The 20,389-nt window shown below is 73.0% G+C and carries 18 protein-coding genes; 15 read left to right on the top strand and 3 right to left on the bottom strand.

What is annotated here, in order from left to right:
• The first annotated feature begins 89 nt into the window (after positions 1–89).
• Complete coding sequence (locus tag ABD54_RS29100) at positions 90–395, top strand: hypothetical protein (RefSeq protein ID WP_235432107.1); 306 nt, start codon at positions 90–92, stop codon at positions 393–395.
• On the opposite strand, the gene ABD54_RS18295 is transcribed toward ABD54_RS29100, so the two are convergent.
• Positions 376–1,653, bottom strand: coding sequence for a DUF1015 family protein (locus ABD54_RS18295; RefSeq protein ID WP_047870724.1), 1,278 nt, complete (start codon positions 1,651–1,653; stop codon positions 376–378). The two genes, ABD54_RS29100 and ABD54_RS18295, sit on opposite strands and share 20 nt — an antisense overlap.
• 39 nt (positions 1,654–1,692) lie before the next feature.
• Positions 1,693–2,043: an SCP2 sterol-binding domain-containing protein gene (locus ABD54_RS18290; RefSeq protein WP_047870723.1), complete on the bottom strand. Its 351-nt coding sequence runs from the start codon at positions 2,041–2,043 to the stop codon at positions 1,693–1,695.
• A gap of 194 nt (positions 2,044–2,237) precedes the next feature.
• Between ABD54_RS18290 and ABD54_RS18285 the strand changes: the two genes are divergently transcribed.
• From ABD54_RS18285 to ABD54_RS18220, 14 genes are all read left to right on the top strand, one after another.
• Positions 2,238–2,942 carry a hypothetical protein gene (locus ABD54_RS18285; RefSeq protein ID WP_047870722.1) on the top strand — a complete coding sequence of 235 codons (705 nt, stop codon included), beginning with the start codon at positions 2,238–2,240 and terminating at the stop codon, positions 2,940–2,942.
• Positions 2,943–2,972: 30 nt separating this feature from the next.
• A complete protein-coding gene (locus tag ABD54_RS18280) occupies positions 2,973–3,170 on the top strand; it encodes a hypothetical protein (RefSeq protein ID WP_047870721.1) in 198 nt (65 codons plus the stop codon).
• Positions 3,171–3,172: 2 nt separating this feature from the next.
• Positions 3,173–3,973: a TlyA family RNA methyltransferase gene (locus ABD54_RS18275; protein ID WP_047870720.1), complete on the top strand. Its 801-nt coding sequence runs from the start codon at positions 3,173–3,175 to the stop codon at positions 3,971–3,973.
• A 112-nt stretch (positions 3,974–4,085) separates the two neighbouring features.
• Positions 4,086–5,012 carry an NAD kinase gene (locus tag ABD54_RS18270; RefSeq protein WP_047870719.1) on the top strand — a complete coding sequence of 309 codons (927 nt, stop codon included), beginning with the start codon at positions 4,086–4,088 and terminating at the stop codon, positions 5,010–5,012.
• Between the two features lie 68 nt (positions 5,013–5,080).
• Positions 5,081–6,790 (top strand): DNA repair protein RecN, encoded by a 1,710-nt coding sequence (recN, locus tag ABD54_RS18265; RefSeq protein ID WP_047870718.1) that lies wholly within the window; start codon positions 5,081–5,083, stop codon positions 6,788–6,790.
• 211 nt (positions 6,791–7,001) lie between these two features.
• Positions 7,002–8,174, top strand: a complete 1,173-nt coding sequence (gene steA, locus ABD54_RS18260) for a putative cytokinetic ring protein SteA (protein WP_047870717.1) — start codon at positions 7,002–7,004, stop codon at positions 8,172–8,174.
• The gene (locus ABD54_RS18255) at positions 8,171–9,280 is read left to right on the top strand and encodes a copper transporter (RefSeq protein ID WP_047870716.1); all 1,110 of its coding nucleotides are present in this window, start codon (positions 8,171–8,173) and stop codon (positions 9,278–9,280) included. The genes steA and ABD54_RS18255 overlap by 4 nt, the downstream gene beginning before the upstream one ends.
• 5 nt (positions 9,281–9,285) lie before the next feature.
• On the top strand, positions 9,286–10,299 hold the full coding sequence (locus tag ABD54_RS18250) for a hypothetical protein (RefSeq protein ID WP_235432106.1): 1,014 nt from the start codon (positions 9,286–9,288) through the stop codon (positions 10,297–10,299).
• 10 nt (positions 10,300–10,309) lie between these two features.
• A complete protein-coding gene (gene murJ, locus ABD54_RS18245; RefSeq protein WP_047870715.1) occupies positions 10,310–11,932 on the top strand; it encodes a murein biosynthesis integral membrane protein MurJ in 1,623 nt (540 codons plus the stop codon).
• Positions 11,929–13,011, top strand: a complete 1,083-nt coding sequence (locus ABD54_RS18240; protein ID WP_047870714.1) for a glycosyltransferase family 4 protein — start codon at positions 11,929–11,931, stop codon at positions 13,009–13,011. Before murJ ends, ABD54_RS18240 begins: the two co-directional genes overlap by 4 nt.
• A gap of 335 nt (positions 13,012–13,346) precedes the next feature.
• A complete protein-coding gene (locus ABD54_RS18235) occupies positions 13,347–14,378 on the top strand; it encodes a TerC family protein (RefSeq protein WP_047870713.1) in 1,032 nt (343 codons plus the stop codon).
• Positions 14,379–14,699: 321 nt separating this feature from the next.
• Entirely contained in the window at positions 14,700–17,534 is a 2,835-nt protein-coding gene (gene uvrA / locus ABD54_RS18230; RefSeq protein WP_047870712.1) for an excinuclease ABC subunit UvrA, read from the top strand.
• Positions 17,535–17,709: 175 nt separating this feature from the next.
• Positions 17,710–18,411: an RDD family protein gene (locus ABD54_RS18225; protein WP_053063610.1), complete on the top strand. Its 702-nt coding sequence runs from the start codon at positions 17,710–17,712 to the stop codon at positions 18,409–18,411.
• A gap of 121 nt (positions 18,412–18,532) precedes the next feature.
• The gene (locus ABD54_RS18220) at positions 18,533–18,931 is read left to right on the top strand and encodes a Rieske (2Fe-2S) protein (protein ID WP_047870711.1); all 399 of its coding nucleotides are present in this window, start codon (positions 18,533–18,535) and stop codon (positions 18,929–18,931) included.
• Positions 18,932–19,043: 112 nt separating this feature from the next.
• On the opposite strand, the gene ABD54_RS18215 is transcribed toward ABD54_RS18220, so the two are convergent.
• The gene (locus ABD54_RS18215) at positions 19,044–20,183 is read right to left on the bottom strand and encodes a mechanosensitive ion channel family protein (RefSeq protein ID WP_047870710.1); all 1,140 of its coding nucleotides are present in this window, start codon (positions 20,181–20,183) and stop codon (positions 19,044–19,046) included.
• Between the last annotated feature and the right edge of the window lie 206 nt (positions 20,184–20,389).

Below are 20,389 nucleotides of genomic sequence, written 5' to 3'. Positions count from 1 at the left end.
GAGGCGTGCCGGGGGCGGGGAAAACCGCAGGGTGCGCTTACGTCCGGCACCGTGGTCGCGGACGGCTCGCGCCGAGCACGATGGTCCCCGTGTCTCCGACCAGAATCGCGGCGGCGGGCCTGGCCGCCGCCCTCCTGCTGCTCACCGCCGTGCCGGCCCGGGTCGAGGGCCCCGACACGGCTCCGGGCGCGCTCACCCCCGAGGCCGTGGCGGCGCTGCTGGCCCAGGGGCGCGACATGACCTGGGGGCAGACCTTCTACCTGGCCCCCGCCCCCCTGGCCCTGCTGGTGGCCGCCGCGCTCGCCTTCGCCGTGGTGTACGCGGCCCGGGCGGCCCGTCTGCTCGGAGCGCGGCGGTCGGTCCGGGGCCGCCCCCTCAGTCCAGGAGGCGCATGACCAGACCCGTGCGCGGTTTGGGGCCGAACGAGGTGGACTTGCGGGGGGTCAGCTCCCCGCGGTCTGCCACCGCGTACACCTGTTCCACGCGCAACGGGGGCACGATGACGGCCGTGCCCTTCTCGTCGCGGGCGGCGGCGATCGCCTCGGCCGGGTCGTCGTGCACCATCCGCACCCGATCCTCCGGTACCTTCCACAGCGGCAGCAGCACCTGGTGCAGGACGGCCGTGGACAGGTGCCGCCACTGCGGGGAGCGGTCGGGCATGACCCGCTCCAGCACCCGCTCGTCGAAGCCGTGCACCAGGCGGGCGTCGCCCTCGGCGGAGACCAGCAGCAGGGCGGGCGCCTCCACCCGGTCCAGGACGTGTGCGTGTGGGGCCGTGACCCTTTCCACGGAGGCCATCGCGCGGGCGGCCCCGGCCGCGGCGTCGGTGTCCAGGCCGGGCAGCACCCGGTGGATGGCGCCAAGCCGGGGCGGGTGGGTGTCGCTGTCCACGAGCAGGGCCAGCCCGTAGCGCCAGCCCGGGTCGTCGTGGGCGGCGCGCAGGCGCCGGTAGGCGGCGTAGCGGTGGTGTCCGTCGGCGATCAGCGCTGACCGGCCCGCCAGGTCGGCGCTGACGCGTCGCAGCACGGCGGGGTCGGTGACCGCCCACAGCCGGTGTTCGGCTCCGTCGCGGGTGCGCGCGTGCGTCAGCGGCGTGCCCGCGACCGCCTCGGTGGCGGCCGACGCGTACCCGTCGCCGCCCCGGTAGACCAGGAAGATCGGTTCGAGGTTGGCCCGGGCCAGGCCCATGAGGTGGAACCGGTCGCGTACCGGCGGATCGGCCACGTCCTCGTGCGGGCGGACGGCGGGTTCGGCGCCCTCCTCAGGCAGGCGCAGGTTGCCCACTAATCCGCGCTGGTGCCGCCCGTCGGCCGTGACCTGCTCGTACACGTACAGCGCCGGTCGCGGGTCCAGCGCGAGCACCCCGTCGTCGATCCAGCTGCGCAGCAGGTCGGCGGCCGTGCGGTAGCGGCGCGGCACGGCCGTCCCGGTCCCTGCGGGGCTCTGGCGGCTCAGCTCGAAGGGAAGGGTCACCCGCGCCGCGTTGTGCGGGTCGGAGCGCTGGAGCGCACGCGCCTCGTCGGCGTCGGGGATGTCGTAGGGAGGGGCCAGGAGCCGTGCGAGGTCGAACTCCCCGTCCACGAAGCGGTCCGCGTCGGGGTCGGTGTAGCGCAGACCGCGGAAGGGCGCCAGTTCGAGAGGTTGGCGTGGCATCCCAGCACGGTACCCGTCACCGTTCGCCGTGCGGCCGGTTCAGAGGAGTTTTCGCACGCGCAGCATGTCGCCGACGCTGGCGTCGATCCTGACCCGGCGGCCGAACAGGGCCTTGGCCACGTCCAGACGGTCCTCGGCCAGGGCCAGGAGGTCCTCGCTGCTCACGGTGATCCGCACCTGTGCCCTGGGCGCGGGCCGGTGCGCGGGGCGGTGGGTGACGTCGACCAGGCCGTCGAGGGTGAGACGCATGTCGAAGACGGCCGCCAGGTCGGGGACCTCCACGCTCAGGGAGCGTTCGCGGATGTGCTTGCGGCGCTTCTCGTCGGGTTGGGCGAGGATGCGCTGGTTCACCTTCTCGATGCCTGTGAGACACGTGTCGATGCTGCTCATGGCCACATCATGCCCCAGGTGCCGGGCGTTCGCGTCCTTGTGGTGCCATCGGGACGAATGGGGCGGTCTTGGGAGTTCGAGTGTCAACGGCGGTTCGGTCCCGGTAGCGTTGGCAACGGCCCCCCGTCGCGCAGCGGCTCGCCCTGCCCGCGCCCCTTCCCCTTTCGCGGTCCCATCAAGGAGCACTTGTCATCATGGTCGTCGACGCGGTACGCACCTACCTCGATGCCGCCAGTGGCCTCACCGAACTCTCGCGCAAGCAGGCCGTCGCCGCGGCCAAGGCCCTGCTCAGGGCGAACGGTCCCGCCGCGCCGGCCGCGGCGGAGGGGGAGGGCCTGCCGCCGCGGGTGGGCCAGAGCATCCAGAACCTGGCCGGGGAGCTCATCGAGACCAGCCAGGCCAACCGCGCGGCCATCGCCGACCTGGTCCGCTCGGAGGTCGGGCGCCAACTGGAGCGGATGGACGTGGTGCCGCGCGCCGACCACGAGCGGCTGGTGCGCCGTGTCGCCGAACTCGAACGCCGCCTGGCCGCCCGCCACGCGGTCGAGCGCGTTCTGGCCCCCGTCGAGGCGGGTGCGTCCTCGCCGGTGCGCCCCGCCGACGCCGACGGTTCCGGAGCCGGGGTGTCCGCCGGGGCCGACGGGGGCGTTGCCGGGGCGAGTGCCGAGTCCGGCGCGGTCTCGGCCGAGGACGACGCGAAGACCGCCGGGGCCCGGGACGCGCAGGAGGCCGTCGACGGCGCGGACGCCTCCGCGGACGGTGCCGCGGCCGACGACGGGGCCGACGCCCGGGACTCAGACAAGCCCGCGGCCAGGAAGCCCCGTACCCCGGCCAAGACGGCCCGTGCGCGCACCGCCGCCAAGCGCACCACCAAGAGCAGGGGCAGCACGAAGAAGTAGAGTCGGACCAGCGCGAACACCGGGAGAGGCATGGACCCCAGCGAGCAGGCCCAGGCACTGGCCGAGCAGACCCTGCGCAGTACCAGGGAGCGGCTGGAGTCGCTGGAGTCCCTGCCCACCGCCGAGCACGTCGCGGTCTTCGACACCCTGCACCAGGAGCTGTCCGGGGTGCTCGGCGCGCTCGACCAGGGCGCCAGCGCCCCCGAACAGCCCCGGTATCCTCGGTAACCATGGCAAAACGCACCCGGCTCGACGCGGAACTGGTCCGCCGCGGGCACGCACGATCCCGTGGACACGCCGCCGAGATCATCGAGGGCGGATTCGTCAAGGTCGCGGGGATCGTGGCCTCCAAGGCCGCGACCCAGGTCGGCCAGGACCAGCCCATCGTGGTTCGCCCGCCCTCCGACGAACCCCCCTACGTCTCCCGCGGCGCCCACAAGCTCATCGGGGCCCTCGACGACTTCGAGCTGGACGTCACCGACCGCCGGGCCCTGGACGCGGGCGCCTCCACCGGCGGGTTCACCGACGTGCTGCTGCGCCGCAGGGCGGCCCACGTCACCGCCGTGGACGTGGGTTACGGTCAACTGGCCTGGTCGCTGCGCAGCAACGACCGCGTGCGCGTGATGGAGCGGGTCAACGTTCGCGAGCTCACCCCCGAGCAGATCGGTGAGCCCCGTCCCGACCTGGTCGTGGGCGACCTGTCGTTCATCTCGCTGCGTCTGGTGCTGGGGGCGCTGCGGGACTGCGTGGCCGCCGACGCCGACTTCGTGCTCATGGTCAAGCCCCAGTTCGAGGTGGGCAAGGACAAGGTCGGCGCCGGGGGAGTGGTCCGCGAGCCGGAGCTGCGCGCCGAGGCCGTCTCCGAGGTGGCCGCGCACGCCCTGACCCTGGGGCTGGGCACCGTCGGCGTCACCGCCAGCCCCCTGCCGGGCCCCTCCGGCAACGTCGAGTACTTCCTGTGGATGCGCGCGGAGGCGGCGCCCCTGGACCCGGCCGCGTTGGCCCGGGCCGTGGAGGAGGGGCCGCGTTAGCGACCGTGGTGAGCGTGTCTCAGGAGTCCGGTAACGTGACCCGGCCGGGTCGGCGAACGCCCCGGCCAGCACTTCAGACTCCCCGCGGGGGAGTGAACGTAAGGGGACGGCGATGACCAGCGGACGCAGTGTTCTCCTGCTGGCCCACACCGGTCGGCCCGCCGCGGTACGCAGCGCCCAACTGGTCCACGAGAGCCTGAGCAGGGCCGGGCTGACCGTGCGCATGCTCAAGAACGAGATCGAGGAACTGGCCGTGGAGGACTGCGTGCTCTCCCCGGTCGAGGCCGTGGAGCCGGGGGAGGCCGCCCAGGGCGTCGAGCTGGTCATGGTGCTCGGCGGCGACGGCACCCTGCTGCGCGCCGCGGAGATCGCCCGCCCGGCCGGGGCGCCCCTGCTGGGGGTGAACCTGGGCCACGTGGGGTTCCTGGCCGAGGCAGAGCGCGAGGACCTGGGCGCGACCGTGCGCAGTGTCGTCAACCGCGACTACTACGTCGAGGAGCGCATGACCTTGGACGTGGCGGTCTTCAACGGGGGCCGGGGCGACGGGAGCCCGCCCGTGCGCAACTGGGCGCTCAACGACGCGACTCTGGAGAAGGGCGAGGCGCGCCGCATCCTGGAGACCGTCCTGGAGATCGACGGCCGTCCGCTCTCGCGCTGGGCCTGCGACGGTGTGGTGTGCGCCACCCCCACGGGTTCCACCGCGCACGCCTTCTCCGCGGGCGGCCCGGTGGTGTGGCCGGACGTGGACGCCCTGATGGTCGTGCCGCTCAGCGCGCACGCCCTGTTCGCGCGGCCGCTGGTGGTGGGGCCCAACGCGACCGTGGCCCTGGAGGTGGTCCCGGCCACGGCGCCGGGCGTGCTCTGGTGCGACGGACGGCGTATGGTCGAATTGCCCGCGGGGGCACGAATCGAGATCACACGTGCAGACACGCCGGTTCGGCTGGCCCGGCTGCACCGGGCGCCGTTCACCGACCGGCTGGTGGCCAAGTTCGGTTTGTCGGTGGCCGGATGGCGGGGCCGTAGCGAGCACGGGCGCTGACCGGGCCGCGCGGCCCGGTGTCCGGTGCGCGTGTGTGGGCAGTGGCGTCAACTACAGGAGAGGGATCGGTGCTCGAAGAAGTCCGTATCCAGGGACTCGGGGTCATTGACGACGCCGTTTTGGAGTTGTCACCGGGGCTGACCGTCGTCACCGGTGAGACCGGCGCGGGAAAGACCATGGTCGTCACCGGGCTCGGGCTGCTCTTCGGCGGGCGGGCCGACCCCCAGCGCGTACGTCCGGGTGCGGACCGGGCCGTGGTGGAGGGGCGTCTGACCGTCCCCTCGGGCGGCCGGGTGGCCGCCCGTGTGCTGGAGGCGGGGGGCGACATCGACGACGACGTCCTCATCCTGACCCGCGCGGTGTCGGCCGAGGGCCGCTCCCGCGCCACCATGGGCGGCCGGTCCGCCCCGGTGAGCCTGCTCGCCTACCTCGCCGACGACCTGGTCGCCGTGCACGGCCAGTCCGACCAGCAGCGCCTGCTGCGCTCGGACCGGCAGCGCTCCTCCCTGGACCGCTTCGCGGGCGAGCCGCTGACCAAAGCGCTCAAGCAGTACACCGTGGCCTACCGGCGCCACCGGGAGGTGACGGCGGAGCTGGAGGAGCTGGTGGAGCAGGCGCGCGAGCGCGCCCAGGAGGCCGACATGCTCCGCTTCGGCGCGGAGGAGATCGCCGCCGCCGAGCCCCAGCCCGGTGAGGACGCCGAGCTGCTCGCGGAGGAGACGCGTCTGGCGCACGCCGACAGCCTGCGCGTGGCGGCCACCACCGCTCACGAGGCGCTGGCCGGGGACCCGGCCTCCGACGTGGAGGTGGACGTGGCCGCGCTGCTCTCGGCGGCCCGGCAGGCCGTGACTGCGGTGCGTGAGCACGACGCCGAGCTGGCCGCGATCGGCGAGCGGTTGGACGAGGCCTCCTACATCCTCACCGACGCCGCCACCGAGCTGGCCTCCTACGCCGAGTCGGTGGACGCCGACCCCGCCCGTCTGGCCCTGGTGCAGGAGCGCCGCGCACTGCTCACCTCGCTCTCGCGCAAGTACGGCGCGACCACGGACGAGGTGCTGGCCTGGGCCGAGAACGCGGCCAAGCGCCTGGCCGACCTGGAGGGCGACGACGAGCGCATCGACGCCCTGCGCGCCGAGGCCGACGATCTGCACGAGCGCATGGACCGGTTCGCGGCCGAGTTGACACGTGTGCGCACCGAGGCCGCCGACCGGTTCGGGCGGGCCGTGACCGAGGAGCTGACCGCGCTGGCCATGCCGCACGCGCGCGTGAGCGTGCGCATCACCACGGGTGAGGAGTTCGGCCAGTACGGGCGCGACGAGGTCGAGGTCCTGCTGGCCCCGCACCCCAGTTCCCCGCCCCTGGCACTGCACAAGGGCGCCTCGGGCGGTGAGCTCTCGCGCGTGATGCTGGCCATCGAGGTGGTCTTCGCCGGCGCCGACCCGGTGCCCACGTTCGTCTTCGACGAGGTGGACGCGGGTGTGGGCGGCAAGGCCGCGGTGGAGATCGGCCGCCGACTGGCCCGGCTGGCCCGGCGCGCCCAGGTCATCGTGGTCACGCACCTGCCGCAGGTCGCGGCGTTCGCGGACGCCCACCTGGTGGTGGAGAAGTCCACCGAGGGCCTGGTAACCGAGAGTGGTGTGGTGCGGCTGGACCGCGGGGGCCGGGTACGGGAGCTGTCGCGGATGCTGGCGGGGCTGGAGGACTCCGAGCTGGGCCGTGCTCACGCCGAGGAGCTGCTCACCAACGCCGATCCGGAGCGTGCCTATCCGGCGGCCTGACCTGGGCGTTGTGCACACGTTCGGAACGGGTGTGCGACCTTCCGGCGTTTTCGGGTAGTTGGCGGGCAGGCCGTCGTGGTCGTCCCGGAACGGGGTGAGGTCGGCGGTCTCGACCAGAACACGCCGATCTCACAGCTGTGATTACTCTCCGTAGGTGAGTTCTGACAGTATGCCAGCGATGAAGGTATCGGATGCGCTCAGCGCCACAGTCATGCGGTTCCGCCGCACCCGGGCGGACGCTCCCACAGGGCTGATCGCGCCCGTCCGCTCGGACCGGCGCACCAAGAACCTGACCAAACGTCTGCGACCGGGCGACATCGCGGTCATCGACCACGTCGACCTGGACCGCGTCAGTGCTGAGGCCCTGGTGGGCTGCGGTGTGTCGGCGGTCCTCAACGTCGCCACGAGCATCAGCGGCCGCTACCCCAACCAGGGGCCGGAGATGATCGTGGACGCGGGGATCCCCCTGGTCGACGACGTCGACCCCGAGGTGTTCACCCGCGTCCGCGACGGTGAGCGGCTCCGTTTGGAGGGCGCCACGCTGTACCGCGGCGACGAGGTCGTCGCGCGCGGCACCCTCCAGGACCAGGGGACCGTCAGCGCGGCGATGGAGGAGGCCCGCGCGGGGCTGGCCACACAGTTGGAGGCCTTCGCGGCCAACACCATGGCCTACCTCCAGCACGAGCGCGACCTGCTCCTGGACGGCATCGGTATCCCCACCATCGAGACCGAGATGGAGGGCCGCCACGTCCTCATCGTGGTCCGCGGCTACCACTACCGGGAGGACATCGCGGCGCTGCGGCCCTACATCCGCGAGTTCCGGCCTGTGATCATCGCCGTGGACGGCGGGGCGGACGCGGTCATGGAGGCGGGGTACAAGCCCGACATCATCGTCGGCGACTTCGACTCGGTCTCGGACCGGGCGCTGGCCAGCGGGGCCGAGCTGGTGGTGCACGCCTACCGCGACGGCAGGGCCCCCGGCCTGCCCAGGCTCACCGACCTGGGCCACGGCGCGGTGGTCTTCCCCGCCACGGGCACCAGCGAGGACGTGGCGATGATGCTCGCCGACGGCGCGGGGGCCGCGCTCATCGTGGCCGTGGGCACCCACGCCACCCTGGAGGAGTTCCTCGACAAGGGCAGGGCGGGGATGGCCAGCACCTTTCTGACCCGGTTGCGGGTGGGCGGCAAGCTCGTCGACGCCAAGGGCGTCAGCCGCCTGTACCGCTCGCGCATATCCCCCTGGGCCCTGCTCGGGTTGGTCGCGGCCTGCCTGCTCACCATCGTGGTCGCCGCCTACAGCTCACCGGCGGGCCAGGTCTACCTCACCTTTCTCGCGGCGCGCTGGGACGCGCTCTCCTACTGGTTGACAGGGCTGTTGACGTGATCGATTTCCGCTACCACCTGGTGTCCATCGTCGCGGTGTTCCTCGCGCTCACCGTGGGGCTCGTCCTGGGAACCACCATGCTCCAGGACCCGCTGCTCAACACGCTCCAGTCCGAGACCGCCGACCTGCGCAGCCAGAGCGAGGAGCTGCGCGCCGAGCGCGACGCCGCCGACCAGGTCAACGCCGGGGCCGACCGGATGGCCGAAGCCGCGTCCGACGACACGCTCGCCGGTCTGCTCACCGACCTGGGCGTGGTGGTCGTGAGCGCTCCCGGAGCCGACACCGAGACGGCCGACGCCCTGGCCGGGCGCGTGGAGCAGGCGGGCGGCGAGGTGGTCGGCCGGGTCCAGATCAGCGACGCGTTCCTGGACGGCGGCAACGCCACGTTCGTCGACGAGTTGGCCCTGCAGATCACCCGGGACCCCCAGGATTTGTCAGGCAGCCCCCACGAGAAGGCGGGCGCCGAGATCGGCCGCGCACTGGCCGTCGCGGAGGAGGAGCCCTCCGAGGAGGGGGACCCCGGTGACGAGGAGGCGTCCCCCTCCGACGACCCGTCCGCCCGCGAGGGGGAGGGCGGTGACGGCGGCTACGACCCGTCGGCAGTCCTGGAGGCCTTCACCGAGGGCGGGCTGATCACGGTCGAGGGGGACCCCGCCGAGTCCTCCGACGCCGTGGTCGTCCTCGCGCCCTCGGGCGGGTCCTCGCCCCAGGGTCAGGACCCGCAGGCCGCCAACGCCCTGCTGAACACGATCACCACTGCCCTGCACCAGGAGGTCGGCGCCACCGTCGTGGCCGGTGACGGGCCCTCCGCCCGGGGCGAGGGGATGCTCGCGCAGGCGCGCGCCGCGGAGGCGGCCTTCGCCACCGTGGACGTGGCCAGCCGTCCGATGGGCGAGGTCATCACGGTCCTGGCCCTGGCCGAGAACCTGGAGGAGGCCGGGGGAGCGTACGGCATCGGCGAGGGGGTGGCGGGCTTCCTCCCCGACCCGCTGCCCGAGCCGCGCGAGGCCTCCGAGGCTTCCGCGGAGCCCACCGGCGGCGAGCGCGCCAGCGACGCGGGCGGCGGTACCGAAGAGGCCCGCCGCACGGTCCGGGACGGGGAGTGACACCGTTGACCGCCCCCGTCCCCCTCGCGGACCCCGGGTCCGCGCCCGCGCGGTTCCTGGCCCAGGGCCTGACCGGCGCCCTGCTCGGAGCCGCCGCGGCCTCCACGGCCTACTCCCTGCTCACCCGGGGCGGCCGTGCCCGGCCCGGAGCCGTCCGTGTGGTCGTCCCCGACGCACCGGACACAGGCGCCACGCCACGCGCGCCCGTCGCACCGCCCGCGCTCGACGCGTCGAAAGTGTCCGCCGCACCGGACACACCCGGCGCGCCTGCCACTCCGGGCTCGTCCGGCACCCCCGAAGCGCCGGACGTCTGGCTGCGCACCAACTTCCGCGGCCGCCGTGTCACCCTGCGCCAGGGCCCCGCGCTGGCCTGCGGGGTGTGCGCGGCCGTCCTGCTCGTGCCCGGCCCCGGCCCGCGCGTGCGCGCCGCCTCCGCGCTGGCCGCGGCGGGGGCCGCCGCCTTCGGGGTCTACGACGACCTGGCGGGCTCGTCCCGGGCCCGCGGCCTGCGCGGCCACCTGGGAGCCCTGGCGAGCGGCCGGGTCACCACCGGCATGGTCAAGATGGCGGGCATCGGGGCCACCGGAGTCGCCGCCGCACGCCTGCTGCGCCGCTCGCCGCTGGACACCGTGCTGGACAGCGCGCTCATCGCCGCCAGCGCCAACCTGCTCAACCTGTTCGACCTGCGCCCCGGACGCGCGGCCAAGGTCGCTCTGTTCGCCGCCGCCCCCGCCCTGGCCTCCCCGGCCGCGCCGCTGCTGGGCCCCGTGGTGGGCGCCTCGGCCGCGCTGCTGCCCGACGAGCTCGCCGAGCGCTCCATGCTCGGCGACGCCGGGGCCAACGCCCTGGGCGCCGCCTTGGGCGCGGCCGCCGCGGCCCGTGCGCCCCGCCCCGTGCGCGCGGCGCTGCTCGCGGGGGTCGCCGCCCTGACCCTGGCCAGCGAGCGCGTCAGCTTCTCCCGTGTCATCGACCGCGTTCCGGCCCTGCGCCGCCTCGACCTCTGGGGCAGGCACGAGTGAGACGGCCACGGTGTCCCGTACCGTCCAGGGGGTGACGCGCGGAGTAGGCACGGCGGCGGCGCTCATCGCGGTGGTCACGGTGGGGGCCAGACTGGCGGGGTTCGGGCGCACCGTGGTCTTCTCCCAGACCGTCGGCGACACCTGTCTGGGCACCGCCTACGTCACCGCCAACCAGCTGCCAGCCGTCCTGTTCGAGATCGTCATCGGCGGGGCGCTCACCGCGGTGGTCGTCCCGGTGCTGGCCGCCGCCGCCGAGCGCGGCGACCGCGAGCAGGTGCGCCGCACAGCCTCGGCGCTCATCACCTGGGTCCTGCTGCTGGCCGTGCCGCTGTCGGCGCTGCTCGCCCTGGTCTCGGTCCCGGCGATGTCGCTCATGCTGGGCGCGGGCGAAGGCTGCGACCGGGGCGCGCTGCTCGGGCTGGCCGCCCGCATGCTCGCGGTCTTCGCCCCGCAGATCGTCCTCTACGGCCTGGCCTCGGTGCTCTACGGCGTCCTGCAGTCCCACCGCCGCTTCCTGGCCCCGGCCCTGGCCCCGCTGGTGTCCAGCCTGGTGGTCATCGCCGCCTACGTGGCCTTCGTGCCGCTGGGAGCCGACCACCGCCAGGACGTGGCGGGCCTGCCGCTGACGGCCGAGCTGGTCCTGTCCCTGGGCACCACCGCCGGGGCGGCGGCGCTCTTCCTCACGGTCTTGGGGCCCGCCCGGCGGCTGCGGGTGCGGCCCCGGCCGCGGCTGACCTTCCCGCCGGGGGTGGGCGGGCGCGTGCGCTCCCTGGCGCTGGCCTCCCTGCTGCCGCTGGCGGCCATGCAGCTGTGCCTGCTGCTGTTCGTGGCCCTGGCCAACCGGGGCGGCGGCGCGGGCGCGGCCGTGCTCCACACCTACGCCTGGGCCCTGTTCACCCTGCCCTACGGGGTGATCGCGGTGCCCATCGCCACCAGCGCGTTCACCGCCCTGGCGGTCGCGCACGCCGAACACGACCGGCGGGGGTACGCCTCCCTGGTGGCGGGCGGCGCCCGCGCCTGCGTGGTGGTCACCGCTGGAGTGGGCGCAGCCCTGGCCGCCGCCGCGGCCCCGGTGGCCCTGGTCTTCGCCCAGCACGACCCCGTGACCCTGGAGCGCGCCCTGCTCGCCTACGCTCCCGGTGTGGTGGGCTTCGGGCTGGTCGCCCTGCTCAGCCGGGCACTGTACGCCTCGCACCACGGGCGCCTGGCGGCCACGGCCCAGGTGGTGGGGTGGCTGGTGGTGATGTCGTGTGCTGTGGTGTTGGTGTGGACGTTGCCGCAGGGCTGGTCCATCGCCGGGCTGGGCGCGGCCAGCACGGTCGGCCTGAGCCTGGCCGCCGTCCTGTTGTGCGCGGCGGTGGCGCGCACGCACGGTCGGGAGACCCTGACGGGCCTGGCGCGCTCGGTACTGGCCGCGGCGCTGGGCGGTGTGGTCGGGTGGAGCGCGGGGCGCGCGGTGGCCGCGGCCCTGCCCGCGGACGGCGTGTGGCAGACGGTGGCGGCGGCCGCGGTGTCGGCGACGGCGGCGCTCGCCGCCTACACGGCCGTCGCGGCGGTGGTGGACCGTCCGGCGGTGCGCGCCGTCGCCGACCGGGCCGGGACCGTACTCGAACGCAGGAGGGAGAGGCGTTGAACGCCAGGATCGCGCTGGTCATCGGTACCAGCAGTGGAGGGGTGGGCCGCCACGTGCGCTCGCTGGGCGCGGGCCTGGCCGCGCGCGGCCACCGGGTGGCGGTGCTGGGACCGGCCTCCGCCGAGCGCGAGTTCGGATTCACCTCGAAGGGCATGCGCTTCTCCCCGGTCGGCATCGGAGCGGCGCCCTCGACGGGCGATCCCGGCGCGGTGCTCCGCCTGCGCGCCCTGACCCGGGGCGCGGACGTGGTGCACGCGCACGGGCTGCGTGCCGGGGCCCTGTGCGCGCTTGCCGGAGCCTCTCCGCTGGTGGTGACCGCGCACAACGCGCCGCCGCTGGTGCGGGGGGCGCTGTCGGCGGCCTACCCGGTGCTGGAGCGGATCGTGGCGCACCGCGCGGACGTGGTGCTGGGGGTGTCGGGCGACCTGGTGCGCAGGCTGCGCTCCGTCGGGGCGCGCGACGCGCGGCTGGCGGTGGTGGCCGCTCCCGAGACCGGCGCTCCGGTGAACGGGCGCGAGGCCACCCGGGCCGACCTGGCCGTGCTGCCGGAGCGACCGCTGCTGCTGACCGTCGCCCGCCTGGCCGAGCAGAAGGGGTTGGACATGCTCCTGGCGGCGGCACCGGCCATCGCCGACCGCCGCCCCGAACCGGTGGTGGCGATCGCCGGGGACGGTCCCCTGTGGGGGGAGCTGCACGACACGGCCGCCGAGATGCGCGCGGACGTGCGAATGCTCGGGCACCGCGCGGACGTGGCCGACCTGTTGGCGGCGGCGGACGTGTTCTGCCTGACCAGCCAGTGGGAGGGGCCCTCGCTGGTGATCATGGAGGCGCTGCGCGCGGGGCTGCCGGTGGTCTCCACCCGGGTCGGCGGCATCCCCGACCTGTACTCGGGGACGGTGCTGATGGTGCCGCCGGGGGATCCCGCGGCCTTCGCCGCCGCCGTGGGCCGGGTGCTGGACGACCCGGCGCTGGCCGAGGACCTGCGTGCGCGCTCGCGTGAGGCGGCCAAGGCGCTGCCGAGCGAGGAGGACGCGGTGGAGGCCGCCGCGGGCGTGTACAAGGCGGTGCTGCGCGGTTGAGGCGGGACGTGCGGGGTCCGGGGGGTGGCCCCGGGGTCGGGTGGACCTGTCCCCGGGGTGCGGCCGATGCCACCCTCGCCGGGGCTTCACCCCGAGGGGATGTGGATGTCATCCTGGACTACGGTCCGGTGTGTGCCGCCCACAGCGCGGTACCGGTATCCTGGCCTGACACGTGAGGGGAGTATCCCTGTCGCGGCGGTGTCGTCATCACGGCGGACAATGTCGTCCTCCCGGTGCCGCCGGTTCGCAGCGCTTCGCCGCGAGCGGGAGAGACCTCCGGTGGTTCGACGTGCGTGCACACTGCCCGCGCGCACTGACCGGAGGAGAGACCGTCCGTGAACGTTCCCTTGTGGCTGTGGGCCGCCACCATCGGCGCCATGGTCGCCATCCTGGTGATCGACCTCATCATCGTCGACCATCCCTGGAGCAAGACGAAGGGCCCCCAGGAGTTCGGCATGAAGCAGGCCGCCTGGTGGGCGGCCTTCTACATCGGCATCGCCATCGTCTTCGGCTTCGGTGTCTGGTACTTCGGCGGTGGCGCCGCGGGCGCCGAGTACTTCGCCGGGTTCGTCACCGAGAAGAGCCTGAGCATCGACAACCTCTTCGTGTTCTACCTCCTGATGGGCTCCTTCGCGGTGCCCAAGAAGTACCAGCACGAGGTCCTGCTCGTCGGCATCGTCATCGCGCTGGTCATGCGCGGTATCTTCATCGTCCTGGGCGCCCAGGTCATCAACGCCTGGAGCGAGGTCTTCTACCTCTTCGGCGCCTTCCTGATCTACACCGGTTACAAGATCGTCCGCGACCACATGAAGGGCGACGAGGAGGAGAAGGACTTCACCCAGACCCCGGTGGTCCGCCTCCTCAAGCGCTTCTGGCCGGTGACCGACGACTACCACGGCGCCAAGCTCACCGTGAAGCTCGACGGCCGCCGCCACATCACGCCGATGCTGATGGTCATCGTCGCGATCGGCATGATCGACCTGGTCTTCGCCGTCGACTCCATCCCGGCGATCTTCGGTCTGACCCAGGACGCCTACATCGTCTTCACCGCCAACGCCTTCGCCCTGCTGGGCCTGCGCCAGCTGTACTTCCTGCTGGCCGGTCTGATGGACCGCCTGGCCTACATCAGCTGGGGCCTGTCGGCGATCATGGTCTTCATCGGCGTCAAGATGATCCTGCACGCCCTGCACGAGAACGGCGTGCACGTGCCCGAGGTCGGCATCGGCCTGTCCCTGACCGTCATCCTGGGCATCATGACCGTCACCATCGTCGGCAGCCTGGTCAAGTCCCGCGCCGACGAGCGCAAGAACCCCGAGCTCAAGACCGAGCGCGACCCCTCCGTCGACTCCCCGGCGGACCGCTCCTGAGCGGACGGCGGGCCCAACGGGGACATTCCGGGAAACGGCCGTATTCGAACACTCGTTCGTCTATAGTGGTGGCACCCCGAGCGCTCAGGCGCCGGGGTGCCGCCTTGTTTCGCGAGGTGGAAGAAACCGTCGTCGGCGGTCGTTAGGCTGGACGGGCGGGAGAGGCGAGCGTCCTCCCCCCTCTCCTCAGCGGCCCGTCTCCGGGGCCCGGGCGGTCTCCGGGAGATCCCGACCGCCGCACGCGAAGTTCCACACGGGTCAGCCGACGCCACGCGACGGGGTCCGCGTCCTGTGCGCCAGAGCCGAAGGATGTCTCACTCGATGGTCGAACAACTGGTAGTCCGGGGAGCCCGGGAGCACAACCTCAAGGACGTCTCGCTGGACCTGCCGCGCGACTCCATGATCGTGTTCACCGGCCTGTCCGGTTCGGGCAAGTCGTCGCTGGCCTTCGACACGATCTTCGCCGAGGGCCAGCGGCGCTACGTGGAGTCGCTGTCGGCCTACGCCCGCCAGTTCCTGGGGCAGATGGACAAGCCGGACGTGGACTTCATCGAGGGCCTGTCCCCGGCGGTGTCCATCGACCAGAAGTCCACCAGCCGCAACCCCCGCTCCACCGTCGGCACCATCACCGAGGTCTACGACTACCTGCGGCTGCTGTGGGCGCGCATCGGCGTCCCGCACTGTCCCGAGTGCCACCGCGAGATCGCCCGCCAGACCCCGCAGCAGATCGTGGACCGCGTCCTGGAGATGGAGGAGGGCACCCGCTTCCAGGTGCTGGCCCCCGTCGTGCGCGGACGCAAGGGCGAGTACGTCGAGCTGTTCAAGGACCTGCAGTCTAAGGGCTACACCCGCGCGGTGGTGGACGGGCAGGCCGTGCGCCTGGACGAGGCGCCCAAGCTGGGCCGCTACGACAAGCACGACATCGCCGTGGTCGTGGACCGCCTCAGCGTGAAGTCCTCCTCCCGCGGGCGCCTGACCGACTCGGTGGAGACGGCGCTCAAGCTGGCCGGCGGCACCATCGTCCTGGACTTCGTGGACGTGGAGGCCGGGGACCCCGACCGCGAGAAGGTCTTCTCCGAGCACCTGTACTGCCCCTACGACGACCTGTCCTTCGAACAGCTCGAACCCCGCTCCTTCTCCTTCAACGCCCCCTACGGCGCCTGCGCCGATTGCTCCGGCCTGGGCACCCGCATGGAGGTCGACCCCGAACTCCTGGTCCCCGACCCCGAGAAGACGCTGGCCGAGGGCGCCATCGGCCCCTGGTCGGGCGGGCCCAACAGCGGCTACTGGGAGCGCATCCTCAAGGCGGTGGGCGAGGCGATCGGCTTCGACTTGGACACCCCCTGGGAGCGGCTGCCGCGCCGCGCGCGCAAGGCCCTGCTGGAGGGGCACGACACCCAGGTCCACGTCAGCTACCGCAACAGGTACGGGCGCAACCGGTCCTACTACACCGAGTTCGAGGGCGTCATCCCCTGGGTCAAACGCCGCCACTCCGAGACCGAGAGCGACTACGGCCGCGAACGGCTGGAGGGGTACATGCGCACCGTGCCCTGCCCGACCTGCGAGGGCACGCGCCTCAAGCCGGTCGTGCTCGCGGTGACCGTGGGCGGCAGGTCCATCGCCGAGGTCGCCCAGATGCCGCTCAGCGACAGCGCGGCCTTCCTGGCCGGGCTCACGCTCTCCGAGCGCGACGCGGTCATCGCCGCCCAGGTGCTCAAGGAGATCAACGCCCGGCTCGGCTTCCTGCTCGACGTCGGCCTGGACTACCTGAGTCTGGCGCGCTCCTCGGGCTCGCTCTCGGGCGGGGAGGCCCAGCGCATCCGCCTAGCCACCCAGATCGGCTCCGGTCTGGTGGGCGTGCTGTACGTGCTGGACGAGCCCTCCATCGGTCTGCACCAGCGCGACAACGCGCGCCTGCTGGAGACCCTCCAGCGCCTGCGCGACATCGGCAACACGCTCATCGTCGTCGAGCACGACGAGGACACCATCCGCGCCGCCGACTGGGTCGTGGACATCGGCCCCGGCGCGGGCGAGCACGGCGGCCACGTCGTGGTCTCGGGGATCGTGGACGAGCTGCTCACCTCGCAGGACTCGCTCACCGGCGAGTACCTGTCCGGCAAACGCGGCATCGAGGTGCCCGTCGAGCGCCGCCCCCTCACCCGGGGTCACGAGCTTGTGGTCCGGGGAGCGCGCGAGAACAACCTCCACGGCATCGACGTCGCCTTCCCGCTGGGCGTGTTCACCGCCGTCACCGGTGTGTCCGGCTCGGGCAAGTCCACCCTGGTCAACGAGATCCTCTACAAGGCCCTGGCCAAGGAGCTCAACGGGGCGCGCGACGTGCCCGGCCGCCACCTGCGGGTCAACGGCACGAACAAGGTCGACAAGGTCGTGCACGTGGACCAGAGCCCCATCGGGCGGACCCCGCGCTCCAACCCGGCCACCTACTCGGGGGTCTTCGACCACATCCGCAAGCTGTTCGCGCAGACCACCGACGCCAAGACGCGCGGCTACCAGCCGGGCCGGTTCTCCTTCAACGTCAAGGGCGGCCGCTGCGAGGCCTGCTCCGGCGACGGCACGCTCAAGATCGAGATGCAGTTCCTGCCCGACGTCTACGTGCCCTGCGAGGTGTGCCACGGCGCCCGGTACAACCGTGAGACCCTCCAGGTCCGCTACAAGGGCAAGAACATCTCCGAGGTCCTCAACATGCCGATCTCGGAGGCTCTGGAGTTCTTCGAGCCGATCAACGCCATCCGCCGCCACCTGCAGACCCTGGCCGACGTCGGCCTGGGCTACGTGCGGCTGGGCCAGCCCGCCACGACGCTGTCGGGCGGCGAGGCGCAGCGGGTCAAGCTCGCCGCCGAACTCCAGCGCCGCTCCACCGGGCGGACGGTGTACGTGCTCGACGAGCCCACGACCGGCCTGCACTTCGAGGACATCCGCAAGCTGCTGGGCGTGCTCGACCGGCTGGCCGACACCGGCAACACGGTGATCGTCATCGAGCACAACCTCGACGTCATCAAGACGGCCGACCACGTCATCGACATGGGACCCGAGGGCGGCTCCGGCGGCGGCACCGTGGTCGCGCAGGGGACCCCGGAGGAGGTCGCCGCGGTGGCCGAGTCCTACACCGGGCGCTTCCTGGCCAAGATGCTCTGAGCCCGCGCTCCGCGCCTCCGCCGCGCCCCGTCCCGGTCCCCGCGGGACGGGGCGCCGCCCGTTGCCACAGCGGATCGGCGGGTTCGCGACGCATGTCCCATCTCAGTAGAGTCGAACGTGTCCGCGCCCGGCCCCCGCGCGAGTCCGACGAACCGCCCTGGAGGTTGGCCCACCCATGAACGTCCCTCCCCGACCGGACCGCGGCGGGCCGACGCCTCAGGGTGTCCAGCGGTCACCGTCCGACCCCGGGCACGGGGAGACCCCCGGCTTCCACGACGGCGGCCGCTCCGGCGCACCGGGCCCCGAACCGGTGGAGCGGCTCTACCCGCTGGCCGCCTGGCGGACGCGGGCGTACGCGCGCGGCATCGACCTGCTCCTGGTCGCCCTGCCCGCGCTGCTGCTGGCGCTCGTGCTGTCCCTGGCCTGGGTGGGCGTCCAGGCGGTCGGCTCGGGCGACACCACCGGTATCGGCGATCGGTACCCGCTCTTCCTGTCGGTGACCTTCTTCCTGCTCTACGCGGGCTATGAGACCCTCGCCCTCTCCCGCTGGCAGCAGACGCTGGGCAAGCGCCGCGTCGGACTCAGGGTCGCCCCCCAGGCCGGGAAGGGCGGTCTGGGCGCCCTGCCGCTCGCCGCCCTGACGGTGCGCGCCGCGCTGCTGGCCCTGCCCTTCCTGCTGTTCTTCCTGTTCTTCAGCGCCGTCTGGTTCTGGTGGTTCGTGGTGGCCGTGACGGCGCTGCTCACCGGCGGGATGGCCGCCTGGAACCGGCCCAACCGGCAGGGGCTGCACGACCGGATCGCCGGCACCGTGGTGCTCGACGTGGCCGCGGCGGCTCCGCGGCCCCCGGCGGCGCCCCCGTGTCCGCCGCGGGCCTGAGGGCTCTCGCACACACCCCGGAACCCGGCCGCCACGCCGTACCTACTACATTGTGTAGTGATATTTCGGCGCAGGTGAGGAGCGTTTCGTCGTGGCCGGTAAGAGGACGTGCGGGTGCGGGATGAGCAGGCGCCGACTGCTCGGGACGGCGGGGACGGCCGCGGCCGTCACGGCCGTGAGCGCCTGCGGGGGACAGGAGCCCAAGCCGCAGGAGGTCCGTTACGGCCAGGTGGTCGGCCAGACCACCGACGTCCCCGAGGGCGCGGGAGCGGTCTTCAGCAACAGCAAACTGGTCGTGACCCAGCCCGAGGCGGGCCGGTACCGGGCCTTCGGCGCCTCGTGCACGCACGCGGGCTGCACTGTCCAGGAGGTGGACGAGGTCATCCGGTGCCTGTGCCACGGCAGCGAGTTCGACATCTCCACCGGGGAGGCGCTGACGGGCCCGGCCCAGGAGCCGCTGGAGCCGTTCGAGGTCACCGTCGAGGGCACCGACATCATCCTCCGGGGCCCCTCCTCCTGAGGGGACCGCAGGGCGGGCCGGAGCGGGACCCCGGACCCGCCCGCCAGGACACCACGGCGCCCGGAGCGGAAGATCCGCTCCGGGCGCCGTCGCGTGTGCGGTCCGGTCGGGCTCAGGCCTCGCCGGGGTCGCCCCCGGGCGGGCCGCTGACGCCGTTGGGCTCGTGGCGCCGGAACGCCGAGGTGGGGAACTGGGTGGCGTAGGCGGCCTCGTCCGCGTCCTCGGAGGCCATGAACTGGGCGCGGTGGCGCGGCAGGGACTCGGGGTAGTTCTCGACAAGCCAGCCGATGAGGTGCTCGCGGATCTCGCAGGCGATGTCCCACTGGTGCCCGGTGTCGGCGGCGGTGGCGACCACCCGCACCAGCACCTCGCCGCTCGGGGCGATGTCCACGACCTGGCAGGACCAGCTTCGCCCGTCCCAGTGGTCGCTGCGGGTGATCAGGCGCCCGGTCTCCTCGCGCATCTCCCCGATCGGCACCTCCCAGTCCAGCGGGAACACCACCTTGGCGGTGATCGCCGTGCCCTGCTTGGTCCAGTTCTCGAAGCTGGTTGTGGTGAAGTTGGCGACCGGGACCACCAGGCGGCGCTCGTCCCAGATCTTGATGGTGACGTTGACCAGGCTCAGCTCCTCGACCCGGCCCCACTCGCCCTCGACCACGACCACGTCGCCGATGCGCAGGGCGTCGCTGAAGGCCAACTGGAGCCCGGCGAACAGGTTGGACAGTGTGGACTGGGCCGCCACACCGGCCACGATGCCGATGATGCCCGCGGAGGCCAGCAGTCCGGCGCCGAGCGCGCGGACCTCGTCGAAGGTGAACAGGATGGCGGCGACCGCCAGCACCACGATGATCGAGGTGATCACCCGGCGCAGCAGCCGCACCTGGGTCTGGATGCGCCGCGCCTTGCGGTCGGCGTCGCCGTTGGCGACCGACAGCCGGGCCAGCACCATGTCCGTGACCGCGTAGGCCAGGCTGACGCCCAGGCCCGTCAGCGTCGCGATCATGAGGATGCTCATCGCGTGCTGGATGGTCTGGTAGGTGCTCCAGTCCACGTTGTCGCGGCTGGGCAGCGACAGGTTCGCGCCGACCACCGCGGCCGCGGCGTAACTGGTGTAGGTGGTGCGGTCGACCACGTGCTGGGACATCCGCCAGACCTTGCCCAGCTTGTGCTTGAGCACCCAGCGCAGGGCGAAGACCAGCAGCACCGCGACCGTGACGGTGACGCCGATCGTGATCCATTGGGGCAGGCTCACGACGAAGGGCCCCCTCTTGTCGTCGATGTCGGGAAGTTCCTGTGTACCCGCCCAACCTAGAGCATGCGGATACCCAATCGTGACGTTTCGCTTACCTGCGCCAGAGGGAAGCGGGCGCGTGAGGCGCCCGCAGAGAGGGTGCGGGGAGGGGGAGTGGCGCGCGGGGTGAGACGCGCCACTCCCCCTCCCCGCACCCTCTCTGCGGG

Origin of the sequence: Nocardiopsis sp. RV163 (assembly GCF_001029525.1) — a bacterium.
Classification (GTDB): Bacteria; Actinomycetota; Actinomycetes; order Streptosporangiales; family Streptosporangiaceae; genus Nocardiopsis; species Nocardiopsis dassonvillei.
This window is presented reverse-complemented; position numbering and strand designations above follow the sequence as displayed.